Source organism: Bacillota bacterium, from assembly GCA_023511485.1.
In the GTDB taxonomy this organism is placed as follows: domain Bacteria; phylum Actinomycetota; class Aquicultoria; order Aquicultorales; family Aquicultoraceae; genus CADDYS01.
Map to the genome: position 1 here is coordinate 12,710 of JAIMBH010000016.1, position 11,879 is coordinate 24,588.

Annotated in this window: 10 protein-coding genes; 1 reads left to right on the forward strand and 9 read right to left on the reverse strand. The window is 44.8% G+C overall.

The genetic code is table 11. From position 1 onward, the window contains the following. Window positions 1-8 precede the first annotated feature (8 nt). The 4 genes from K6T91_06740 to K6T91_06755 form a co-directional block, all read right to left on the reverse strand. Window positions 9-1,271, reverse strand: a complete 1,263-nt coding sequence (locus K6T91_06740; GenBank protein MCL6472496.1) for a competence/damage-inducible protein A — start codon at window positions 1,269-1,271, stop codon at window positions 9-11. Between the two features lie 14 nt (window positions 1,272-1,285). Next, on the reverse strand, window positions 1,286-1,840 hold the full coding sequence (pgsA, locus tag K6T91_06745; GenBank protein ID MCL6472497.1) for a CDP-diacylglycerol--glycerol-3-phosphate 3-phosphatidyltransferase: 555 nt from the start codon (window positions 1,838-1,840) through the stop codon (window positions 1,286-1,288). Continuing rightward, window positions 1,809-3,209: a 30S ribosomal protein S12 methylthiotransferase RimO gene (gene rimO, locus K6T91_06750; GenBank protein ID MCL6472498.1), complete on the reverse strand. Its 1,401-nt coding sequence runs from the start codon at window positions 3,207-3,209 to the stop codon at window positions 1,809-1,811. The genes pgsA and rimO overlap by 32 nt, the downstream gene beginning before the upstream one ends. A gap of 350 nt (window positions 3,210-3,559) precedes the next feature. After that, on the reverse strand, window positions 3,560-4,495 hold the full coding sequence (locus K6T91_06755) for a polysaccharide deacetylase family protein (GenBank protein ID MCL6472499.1): 936 nt from the start codon (window positions 4,493-4,495) through the stop codon (window positions 3,560-3,562). A 418-nt stretch (window positions 4,496-4,913) separates the two neighbouring features. Between K6T91_06755 and K6T91_06760 the strand changes: the two genes are divergently transcribed. After that, window positions 4,914-5,291, forward strand: a complete 378-nt coding sequence (locus K6T91_06760; GenBank protein ID MCL6472500.1) for a cold-shock protein — start codon at window positions 4,914-4,916, stop codon at window positions 5,289-5,291. Between the two features lie 221 nt (window positions 5,292-5,512). Here the strand turns inward: K6T91_06760 and K6T91_06765 are convergent, their stop codons facing one another. The 5 genes from K6T91_06765 to K6T91_06785 all read right to left on the reverse strand — a co-directional run bounded on the left by K6T91_06765 (window position 5,513) and on the right by K6T91_06785 (window position 11,836). After that, on the reverse strand, window positions 5,513-6,010 hold the full coding sequence (locus K6T91_06765; protein MCL6472501.1) for a YajQ family cyclic di-GMP-binding protein: 498 nt from the start codon (window positions 6,008-6,010) through the stop codon (window positions 5,513-5,515). 17 nt (window positions 6,011-6,027) lie between these two features. Continuing rightward, window positions 6,028-6,897 (reverse strand): DUF4115 domain-containing protein, encoded by an 870-nt coding sequence (locus tag K6T91_06770; protein MCL6472502.1) that lies wholly within the window; start codon window positions 6,895-6,897, stop codon window positions 6,028-6,030. Between the two features lie 103 nt (window positions 6,898-7,000). Next, window positions 7,001-9,211: a DNA translocase FtsK gene (locus tag K6T91_06775; GenBank protein ID MCL6472503.1), complete on the reverse strand. Its 2,211-nt coding sequence runs from the start codon at window positions 9,209-9,211 to the stop codon at window positions 7,001-7,003. An 8-nt stretch (window positions 9,212-9,219) separates the two neighbouring features. Beyond that, window positions 9,220-10,050 carry an undecaprenyl-diphosphatase UppP gene (gene uppP, locus K6T91_06780; protein ID MCL6472504.1) on the reverse strand — a complete coding sequence of 277 codons (831 nt, stop codon included), beginning with the start codon at window positions 10,048-10,050 and terminating at the stop codon, window positions 9,220-9,222. Window positions 10,051-10,153: 103 nt separating this feature from the next. Continuing rightward, entirely contained in the window at window positions 10,154-11,836 is a 1,683-nt protein-coding gene (locus K6T91_06785) for a ribonuclease J (protein ID MCL6472505.1), read from the reverse strand. Between the last annotated feature and the right edge of the window lie 43 nt (window positions 11,837-11,879).

The window sequence follows — 11,879 nt, forward strand, 5'->3', positions numbered from 1 at the left end:
TGTCAGGTCTACATCCCTCCAGACTGTTCAAAATTATCCAGAATATAATACCGCAGCATATCAAGGGCTGCATTCGCACTTTTTAGCCTTATGATGTCCCTTGAGCCAAAAAAGACGTATTTATTACTGTAGCTGGTGCTTTCATGCGACAAAGCGATGTAAATCAGGCCTACTGGCTTATCGGGAGTCCCACCGGTTGGTCCTGCTATTCCCGTTATGGAAAGCCCAATATCTGAACCTAGCCTATTTCTTACGCCGACCGCCATAGCCAGAGCGGTCGCCGCACTTACAGCGCCTTGTCTTGCCAGCGTTTGTTCTGATACATTAAGCAGCGCCACTTTCGCATCGTTGCTGTATGAGATAATGCCTCCAAGAAAATAATCTGAACTTCCTGATATATCCGTAATTTTCTTGGATGTTAAACCTCCGGTACAGGATTCCGCCAGGGCAAGCGTCAGGTCATGCTTTTTTAATAGTCTTCCGACAACTTCTTCAAGCGTGTCCTCATCAAATCCGAAGACTATCGGTCCTAACCGCTCGATGAACCTGGATTCTGCCTCCTCAATGGCTTTGGCTGCCTCCTCTTCGCTGTTTCCTCTAGCCAGAAGCTGTAGTTGTATCTCGCCCGGAAATGCGATGATTCCGACTGTTACGTTTTCGAGGCTTTCCATAATGTCTTTAACCGATTCTTCAAGCGTTGCTTCAGTGCGAGCGGTGGTACGTAAAACTCTTACTTTATAGGTTTCATTTATAAGGTAGCGCGAATTTAACCAGGGGATGACATCTGTTTCGAGCATTTCTTTCATCTCACGCGGAACGCCGGGAAGGGAGATAACAAACCTGTTATCTTTTTCAAGGATTATTCCCGGTGCGCTTCCTATAGTCGGAATAATCGGCTTTGCTCCGGATGGGAGATATGCCTGGCGGTATGTTATCTCGGGCAAGGGCGTTGTTCTTGGCCCGTATCTCTCCTTGATGATATCGGCTAGCCAGTGCTGAAATTCGAGCTTGCAATCTACAGCATCGCAAATCGCTTCGCGAGTCAGGTCGTCAACAGTGGGTCCAAGTCCTCCCGTGATAATCACACCGTCAACTTCGGCCAAAGATTTACGTATCGCCTTTGAGATCAGGCTTACATTATCGGGAACTCCTATCTGATAATTGCAGGAGTACCCTTCCTTACCCAGCCGCTTGGCGATGTAGGCTGCATTGGTGTTGACGGTAAGACCCAATGTTAATTCTGACCCAACGGAGATTATGTTGTAACGCATTGTTCTTTAATTCCTTAACTTCTTACTTTATCCGGCCGGTAAAGCACATTACGCGATTTTGTGAAGTAGTCGATTCCGGATAAGATTGTCAGGATTACGGCAATGGCTATCGCCAGTAAACCTAAGGATATACCAAATAGGCTATATGGGACATTAATTATAACTATAATTATAGCAATAATTTGCGAAATTGTTTTTAATTTACCCCAGATACTTGCGGGAATTACTTTATTCTCGGTTAAGGCTACCAGTCGTAAGCCGGAGACTGCGAACTCGCGTGTGATAATTATAACTGCAACCCAGGCCGAGAGCCTGCCCAACTGTACAAGGGATACAAGTGCTGCCGATACGAGCAACTTGTCGGCAAGCGGATCAATAAGCTGCCCAAATGCTGTAACCTGTGACTGGCTTCTCGCAACATATCCATCGACTGTGTCTGTGATTGCCGCAATCGCAAAAATCAGTGCCGCGATGTAGGAACCGATAGGTTGCGGAGCCGATAAAAGGAATATCATAAAAAGCGGTACGAGAAGTATTCTAGAAATTGTTATTTTGTTTGCCAGCCCCACCAACTGACCTCCCATAAAAATCGCAACTATCGAACCCATCAAAGTAAGTCTTGATTATCTGGCCTGGCTGTAGATCACCGCTGACAAATGTATAACCATCCACCTCGGGTGCCTGCCACCAAGCCCTTCCCTCAAATAATCCTGCTTCTGTTTCGACTTCTCTTTCGATCAGCACGTCGAATGTTTTTCCAACTCTACTGTTATTTCGCTCCTGACTGATATAATCCTGCAAGGCGTTTAATTGGTGGTATCTCTCTTTTACTATGCGATCTGGGATGCGGTTAGGCAGCTCGGCGGCTTTTGTTCCCTCTTCTGGTGAATATTCAAAGATACCAAGATAATCGAACTTGGCTCTTTGCACAAAATCCGCAAGCTCATCAAAGTCGTTATCTGTTTCGCCGGGATAACCCACGATCACTGTTGTCCTCAGGACAACATCTGGAATGACTCGGCGCAGCCAGGCTATCTGGGCAAGATAGTCAGAGCCGGCACCGTGGCGGTTCATGGCATGAAGTATCCTCGGGCTTGCATGCTGGATCGGGATATCTAGGTAAGGCAGGATCAGCCGGTTGCTTTTTATCATATCGATTAGCTCATCGTTTATAAAATGGGGCTGCAGGTACAAGAGTCTGATCCACTTGATATTTTTAAAGCCTCTCATGGCGCTGAGAAGCTCTACAAATCTGCTTTTACCGTATAGGTCATAACCATACCTGCCGGTATCTTGCGCAATAATGTTTACTTCTTTAGCGCCTTTCTCATCGAGAAAGTGTGCTTCATCCAGCACTTTTTCAAACGGTTTGCTCCGGAAGTTTCCCCGGATTTGCGGTATCGCGCAATAGGCACAGCGATTATCACAGCCGTCCGCAATTTGCAGGTAGGCATACGGCAGGTCAGATAGAATCCTCTCAGGATAAGCGGTAAAGTCATGCCTGGGGGCAGATGGCTCAATGTTTTCGAATACGTCAGTTTTGATCATATTAGCAATATCGAACTCATTAGAAATTCCAACAAGAAGGTCTATTTCAGGGATCTCCTTGGCAAGGTCGTAGTAGTACCGCTGTGCAAGACAGCCAGTTACTATTATCTTTTTATGGTTCGACCGGTTTTTGAGCTCTACCAGCTCGAGGATGGTATCTATGGATTCTTGCTTTGCGGCCTCTATAAAACCACAGGTATTGACAATAATATAATCGGCTACACCAGGGTTTTCAACCAAGGAAATACCCTGTTTTATCAGTGAGCCTTTTATATGCTCGCTATCAACGGAGTTTTTTGCACAGCCAAGCGTAATAACCGCGGCCTTTTTCGATAAAATATTGCCTTCCTCCCCGGCAAAACTGTTAAAGTGGCGATTCTGGTTGAGAATCGAAAAAAGATTGAATTATCTAAAGATTATTTAAAAGCCAAGGGCTTTTATTTTTCTAGCCTATTTCCGGTTCGACCAAGACTCAATTCTTTGAAACTTAATTCTAAATTTTATAGTCCGCCGCTAAACCTACTCGCAAATCCAGGACAGATTTGTAATAAAATTATACAAGCCTGGATATTTTGGGTCTAGAGTCGACCTAAGAGCCAGAGATTAAAATTAGAAAGCAGAAAGCAATAAGCAGATAGTAGATATTAGGTAGTAGATTAAATTGTTGGGAATTAGAATTGGTTAATGAGGGTTTTGCCGGCTTAGAGCTGTTTCTAATTTGCGGATATTAAGTGTATTATCTAGGAGCCATAGCTCAGTAGCTCAGAAATCGTAACAAGCTCGTACCCCCTTCTACGGAGGGCGTCTATTACTTTAGGGAGAGCTTCCGCGGTATGCCAGCCCCTTCCATTGGCGTTCATAACAATAATAGACCCCCCGCGCGTACCTCTTTTTACGGTATATAGGATGTCATCCGCTGACGTGTTAAGGCTTAAGTCTTGTGTATGCACATCCCATCTAACCGGTATAAGCCCGCAGCTATCAGCGACTTGTAAAGCCTTTTGATTGGATATACCAAATGGAAACCTGAAATAAACCGGTGTTACCCCGGTAATAAATTTTATGCTTTCCTGTGCCTTTGTTATTTCAAAACTCATCTGGTCGGGTGTAAGTCCAGTAAAGAGCTTACCCGCATATGACATATTGCCTATCTCAAAAAGTTCGTTGTTGCTGATCGACCTGGCATCTTGAGAGTGTGACTCTGCCCATCTGCCGCCCATAAAGAAGGTCGCCTGTACTTTCTTATCTATTAATACGCGCAGGATGGTTTTATCAAGGCCTGCTCTTTGACCTTGCCTCTCGTAGAGATTAAACGTTAAAGCAACCAGTTTAGATTCTCTGGGCCCGTGTTCGATTTCACTGGACACAACTGTTGAGGGGAAAGAGGTTTTTCCTTTTGTGTAACCCTTAGGCGAGGTTGAAGATGAATTCTTAGAGCCGCTACTCGCAATTGACTTGAGCTTAATTCGGTATTTACCGTGGCTTGATTTACTCTCAGCAGCAAGCGTTGCAAGATTTCCTGGTCCTGCGCTAGCTGTGCGCATAGAGCTGTCCACACTCTGCTCGTGCGTTGGTTTATTCTTTCGGTGATCGAAAGTATAGGACGGTAGGGCTCCTATTAATAGCCCCAGACCAATGGTTACAAGAATCGCAATCACCTTATGTCCCTTAGCCAACTATCCATCTCCCCCGAGTACAAGCATATATTTGCTTCGGTTGCTAAGCGATTAATATATAAGTACTAGTACTTAATACTAATCGCACATACCTTATATTAGCAGTCTTTAGATTAACATGCCAGGGCAAACCAAATATTTTTCTTTGAGTGATCAACTATGTTCAGCCGCTAGGTGTTTATCCGCTGGGGTTTGATGTGAAAGCAAAAGAAGTTACAGGACCTTATTAAGGTATGTTTACGGCAGCAATATAAATACCAGCTGTATCAAATATGTACAAAATGCTGTTTATGAGGGATAATGTAATGGTCCTAGTGATCGGGCCTCCTGCCAGATAATCATATCTTGGTAGTAAATTTTGTGCCTGTGCATGGGGATAGATTCAGGCGCATTTGTGTCGATTATCTGGAGGTGAAACATGGCTCAAGGAAAAGTAAAGTGGTTTAACAACGGAAAAGGCTTTGGCTTTATCGAACAAGACGAAGGGAAAGACCTTTTTGTTCACTTTAAATCGATTCAGGATTCCGGATTTAAGAGCCTCAATGAGGGCGATATAGTCGAGTATAGCATTGGTACCGGACCGAAGGGTGATATGGCGATTGATGTAAAAGTTATCGCTAGAGGCCCAGCATCGAGAGAAAAACGACCACAGGAACGCAAATATGCTCACGCCTATAGTAAGCCGCGAATCAACGATAAGCCCTTTAACAATAGTCTCGAAGATCAGCTGAAGGCTCTTCGCAAAAGCAGTAAGGAGAATCAGCAGGATTTAGTCAACAGATTAAAACGCAGGTAAATTAAGGGCTGCTCACCAACTGGCAGACAGATACCTATTCCTGTTTGCCAGTTGGATATCAAGAGAGGGGCATTTCAAAGATAACCCAATCGCGGAAGGTGTGTATGGTTAAACGGTCTAGCTTTGGTTACGTTATGTAATCAATTCTCGACTTACTGCGGCAAGAAGATAAGAATTTTATTGTTTGACTTCTGCAGGCGGATTTTATTTACAGCTCACGGCTACCTGTAGTTTGTAAACTGCAGCGGTACACCGAAGTCATGTTCTCTGACGGCCCGGATGACTTTTTGCAGGTCATCTTTACTTTTGGCGCTAACTCTGACCTTGTCCCCTTCTATAGCGACCTGGACTTTAAATTTTAGGTTCTTTATGAATTTGTTGATTTCACGGCCTTTATCCGCATCGATGCCTTGGATGATATTAACTGTTTGGCGAAGGGTTCCACCGGATGCCGGTTCGGGTTTCTTATAATGAAGGGCTTTCAGGTCAATGCCCCGGCGCACCAGCTTGGTGTGAAGAACATCTTGCACGCTTCTTAGCTTGTAATCATCATCGGCCTCAATAGTGATCTGGCCTTCATTTTTGCTCCAGTAGACCTTGCTTTTAGAGTTCTTGAAGTCATACCTTGTCGATATTTCCTTGTTGGCTTGATTTATTGCGTTATCTATTTCTTGCAGATTTACGGTCGAAACTATATCAAACGAGTTATCTTTTGCCACTTGCTGCCAACCTCCGTTTATGGCTTTGTAGTCGTAGTCGTTTTGCTCGTGGTCTTTGCAGTTATCGTGGAAGATGTCTTTTCCGTTGACGAGCTGCCTCTAGTTGTAGTTGTTTTACCTGAGGTTTTATCTGCGGTAAACGTTTGGTCAAAAATACCATTAACAGTTTTGTAATCAGCGCTTGTAATCTTCTTCCCGTTGTAAATTATCTCGACGTTGGTTACATTCCCTATTCTTAAGCGAACACTTGAATCACCCTTAAACTGTTTAGTTTCTCCTTTATGGATTATGCCTTCAAAGGCTTTCTTATCATCTACAAAAGCCTTAGTCCACGAACCCGTGTCGCCTATACCGGTTACTTTTATGATAACGTCAAGCTTGCCGTCATTAACGCCCAATTTTGCCGGCGCTTGAGTGGTTACTGTTGTGGCGGCTACTGTAGTTGGCACAGTCTTTTTGGTTTTTACTTCCTGGACGACCATTTTCGGTTCTTTAGAGACGAATTGCTGATAGGCGCCCCAAACAATCAGTGAAATAAACAATACCGCTATTGCGCCTATGCCGACTGCAGGCTTAAACCATGCGGGTCTTTTTTTGCTTTTGACCCTGATATTTGATGAGAGTGACGAGAGATCGCTTTCGTCTTTGTATGCGTAGAGACCGCGATACTGCTGGATGAGAGGTATGTGGTCGATTCCTAAATAATTCGCATAAGTCTTTATGAAACCTTGTGTGTATATACTGGACGGCAGGTTGTCGAAATCGTCTTTCTCTAAAGACTCTATGAACTTAGCTCTTATTTTTGTATCAAACTCGACCTCTTTAATGCTTTTTCCTGCCCTGTGTCGAGCTTCAGATAAAATATGCCCGATTGACTCATTGTACATCGATTTACCTCCGCAGGTGAGCTTACAGTTGCATATTAGAGCAGAACTTAATTCTTAACTTAACATAATTACAATGATTTAAAAAGCACGCGCTTAAACGACCTTAGTTCTCCTCCTTTGCCATCAGCTCATCATATTCTTCAGGTGTAATCAGGACAGCCCTGGGTTTGCTCCCCTCATAAGACCCGACTATGCCTTTTGCTTCCATCATATCTATAAGCCGTGCGGCTCTTGAATATCCGAGGCGAAGCCTACGCTGAAGCATTGATACTGATGCCTGGCCCGCATTAACAACAATTTTTACTGCGTCATCAAACATGGGGTCGTCGTAGTCAAAGCCGTATTGCGAACGTTTATCTTCAAAGATTTCTTGTCTGTATTCGGGCTTTGCCTGCTTTTTGCAGTAGGTTGTAACTAGTTCAATCTCCTGCTCGGTTACAAACGCTCCCTGAATACGAAGCGGCTTCGAATATACCGGCGTTGAGTAAAGCATGTCGCCCTTGCCGACCAATTTCTCGGCCCCAGGTGTATCCAGTATGACTCTCGAGTCGATTTGTGATGACACTGCAAAAGCTATGCGATGCGTTATATTCGCCTTAATAAGGCCAGTAATGATGTCAGTCGATGGTCTTTGCGTTGCAACTATCAGGTGTATTCCTACCGCTCGGGCAAGCTGTGCAATGCGGCATATTGCATCTTCAACCTCCCCAGCAGCGACCATCATAAGATCTGCTAGCTCGTCGATAACTATTAGCATATAAGGCATAAGCGGAATTTCTTCACCTTTTTGCTTACTTATTATTGCGTTATACTGGTCAATGTTTCGTGCACCGACTTCAGACAACACCTGGAACCTATCCTCCATCTCTCCCACAGCCCACATTAAGGCTGTTGCCGCCTGCTTAGGGTTGGTTATAACCGGTGTCACAAGATGCGGTATGTCGGCATAAAGGTTTAACTCGACTCTCTTCGGGTCGATAAGAATCATCTTTACCTGGTCGGGCTTAGCACGCATCAGCATCGACATTAAGATGGTATTAACACAGACGCTTTTACCCGAGCCGGTGGCTCCTGCAATGAGAAGGTGCGGCATATCACCGATATCTGCAAGTATAGGATTGCCAGAAATATCCTTGCCAATTCCTATAGTAAGAATGCTTTTCTGCTTTTGGAATTCCTCTGTATTTAATATATCACCGAGCGTTACTATCTCACGATACTGGTTTGGTACTTCAATTCCAATTGCAGACTTACCTGGAATCGGAGCAAGTATGCGCACATCTGCAGTTGCCAATGCAAGCGCGATGTCATCAGAGAGGTTAAGCACACTGTTGACCTTGACGCCTGAAGCGAGCTGCAGTTCATAACGGGTCACCGTTGGTCCTTTGATAACCTTAGTTACATGGGCATCAACTTCAAAGTCGCTTAAGACACGCTCGAGCGCCTGGCTATTTTCTTTAACTCCCTTATGGCTCTTTAGTCCACCGCTACCTGATGTTCTCTTTAGCAGGTCTGTTGACGGCAAAAGGTATGTGGTCGCTCCCTCAAGTTCCTTATCTATGTCTATTTTAAGCTGTGTTGTAGGCTTGGTAAGCAAAGTATTGTCTACAATTACTGGGGCTTTTCGCTCCGGTTCCGGCTCGGGCCCCGGTTCCGGCTCGGGCTCGGATTCGTATTGATCCTCTTCCGAATTCGCCATGACCGGTGTTTTTATTTCTGTTCTTTTCTTTTTGCCAGTTTTTTTCTGACTAGCCTGCTGCTCACGCTTGATTCTTATCTTTTCATCGATCCTTGCTCCTGCTTCTTGTACCATTTCAGCCGCTGAGTTAATGAGGTTACCTATGGATATACCTGTAGCCATAACTATACCGATCAAGATAAGCGAGCTAAAAATGATATATGCGCCAACATCGGCAAATAAGAAGCGTATAACGTAAGAAATGCCGGCTCCTAAGATACCTCCGTGCTCAAACAAACTTGGCTGTGCAAACTGCTTATCAAGCGGCACCCGTAAATGAATTATTGCGAGGAGGCTCAAAAAAGACAGCGCCCCCCCAATTGCCGTCATCTCGGATTTCATTTTGACCCTGCCGGTCATCAGAACAAGGCCGGCTGCAATCATACCGAACGGGACGAAGTAGCGCACAATGCCAAAGAGCCACATAAAGGTCTGTGCGAGCAGACGCCCAGCAATCCCGGACGAACTGGAAAAGAGGCTAACAAGAACAAGTGCACCTACGGATATCATCGCTATGCCGTAGATTTCCTCAAGGTGTTCGGAATACTTCTGCGTCTGGTTTGTCGTTTTTGGCACGATTTCACCTATCTTATAACTTTAAAAGCTGCTAAAACCAATGTTAACGTTCCGACAACAAAGCAATATAGGGCAAAAACATAAAGGCTATGTTTTTTAAGATAATCTATAAAGTACTTAATTGCCAAGTATCCGGTTACTGAGGCTGCGATAAATCCTGCGATAAGTATCATCGCACTGCTTATGTGCGACGTCGCATCCATGAGCCCCTTCATATCCTCAACTGCGCCTGCAATAATCGCCGGGATCGAGAGAAGGAACGAAAATCTTGCTGCCTCCTCCCTGGTAAGGCCCCTAAAAAGACCGGCCGCAATAGTACTGCCCGACCTTGAAATACCTGGCAGTATCGATAGACCCTGGGTAAAACCAATAAAAAGCACATCAGAAAGGCGCATGTCTTTAGCGGCGGCTTTTCTCTTTCCTAGCAATTCGCTAGAGATAAGCAAAACTCCTGTTACGAGCAGAAATATGCTTACCAGTACCGGAGATTCAAGCGTATTCTCCAGAAGTTTTTTGATCAGAATATAGACGACTCCTGCAGGCAAGGTTCCAATAATTAAAAACCATGCAAGCCTCGCATGGGGGTCATTTCCTAACTTGCGCGTGCCTATACTTTTGAATAGACCGATTATTAGCTTTTTAATATCCGAATAGAAGAAGGATAGAACTGCTAGCAATGTCCCCAGGTGGACGACTACGTAGAAGGATATGTTTTGCTCAGCACTTATATTCCAGCCAAGGTAGGATGGAAACAGGACCAGATGCGCTGAACTGCTAATCGGTAGGAACTCAGTAAGCCCCTGAACAATACCTAGAACTATCGCCTGTAATAAATTCATTGCCGCCTTTCTGTTAGTCGATTGCTTTTACGGAGTGCAAAGGTGCCGAAGTCAAGAAATAAAATAGAATAGAAAGACATCGGCCCCTGGAATTTTGATGTATTTAAATTTCTACGATAATTGGCATAATCATCGGTCTGCGCTTAATCTGATCATAAATGTAAGAACCTAAAGCTCTTCTTACGTCCGCTTTTAGCACTGCCCAGTCCGTTATTGAATCAGCAGCAGTTCTCTCTAGAGTTGAGACAACGTGCTCCCTTGCTCCATCCAATAGTTCGCCGGATTCTTTCACGTAAACAAAGCCGCGCGTTACTAGGTCAGGGCCGGTTACAAGCTGTCCTGTTTGTTTATCTATGGTTACAACGACAATTAAGATTCCATCGCTGGCCAGCTGCTGCCTGTCTCTTAAGACTATATCGCCTATGTCTCCAACGCCTAAGCCATCGACAAGGACGGCCCCAGCTGTTACCCGTTCCTTCATCTTGGCAGTGCCATTTCCGTCAAACTCGATGACATCTCCATTGCTTGCAATAAAGATATTGCTTTTTGGAATACCCAGATCAAGTGCAAGCGACGCATGGTGCTTGAGATGCCGGTACTCACCGTGGACCGGTATGAAATATTTGGGCTTAACTAAGTTGATGAGCAACTTGAGCTCTTCTTGGGCACCATGCCCTGATACGTGGACGCCCGATATTGACTCGTAATAGACATCGGCTCCACACCTGAAAAGCCTATCTATTGTCTGGAATATCGACTTTTCGTTGCCAGGCACGGCGCTTGCCGAGATGATAACGGTATCGCCTTCCTCAATGTCTATCCACTTATGCTCATGGTTTGCCATTCTGGCAAGGGCCGACAATGGTTCACCCTGACTGCCTGTTGAGAGTACGCAGATCTGTTTCGGTGCAAATTTCTTCATCTCAGCCGGATGAATCATGATTTTCTTGGGAAGCCTTAAGTAGCCCAGCTCGGCAGCGATTTCGATGTTATTTGCCATGCTCTTTCCGGTAACGGCAACCTTGCGGCCAAATCTATGAGCGGTATCTATTACTTGCTGTATGCGGTGGATATGCGATGCAAAGCTTGCTACAACCACTCTTCCTTTTGCTCTTTCAAAAATCTTCCGAAGGTTTTCGCCTACCACTCGCTCTGATGGTGTGTAGCCTTCTGATTCTGCGTTTGTGCTATCGGATAGTAAAGCAAGTACTCCCTTTTCGCGGTAAGAGGATAGTTTATCAAACTCTATTACATTGCCATCTATCGGTGTCTGGTCTAACTTGAAGTCACCTGAGTGTATGATCAAACCAACCGGCGTATGAATTGCGAGACCAACTCCGTCAGGAATCGAGTGGCTCATCCGGAAAAATTCAAGCCTAAAACATCCGATGTTTACGGCGTTCTTCGGGTGTATCTCGATTAACCTGGTGCTTTTAGCAAGATTAAATTCCTCGAGCTTGGGTTTTATGATTCCAAGGGTAAGGCGTGTTCCATAGACTTTGGTGTTTATCTCTTTTAATAGATAAGGCAGTGCACCGACATGGTCCTCGTGACCATGCGTCAGGACTATGCCCCGCACCTTTTCTTTGTTCTTGCGTAAGTAGGAGAAGTCAGGTAAAACCAGGTCGATTCCGAGCATCTCGTCTTCGGGGAACATCAAGCCGGCGTCTATAACAAGTATGTCATCATCGGCCTCAACTACAAACATGTTCTTGCCGACTTCACCCAAACCGCCCAATGGAATCAGGCGGATCTTGGGTCTGTTGCTATGATTATTTTTAGCCATTCGGGCTGTAATCACTCCTAGAAAAATCACAATAAATTAAATA

Excerpts from the sequence above, each read along its gene's own strand:
- uppP (MCL6472504.1), bottom strand. The coding sequence starts at position 10,050 with ATGAATTTATTACAGGCGATAGTTCTAGGTATTGTTCAGGGGCTTACT.
- K6T91_06770 (MCL6472502.1), bottom strand. The coding sequence starts at position 6,897 with ATGTACAATGAGTCAATCGGGCATATTTTATCTGAAGCTCGACACAGG.
- K6T91_06785 (MCL6472505.1), bottom strand. The coding sequence starts at position 11,836 with ATGGCTAAAAATAATCATAGCAACAGACCCAAGATCCGCCTGATTCCA.
- K6T91_06760 (MCL6472500.1), top strand. The coding sequence starts at position 4,914 with ATGGCTCAAGGAAAAGTAAAGTGGTTTAACAACGGAAAAGGCTTTGGC.
- K6T91_06740 (MCL6472496.1), bottom strand. The coding sequence starts at position 1,271 with ATGCGTTACAACATAATCTCCGTTGGGTCAGAATTAACATTGGGTCTT.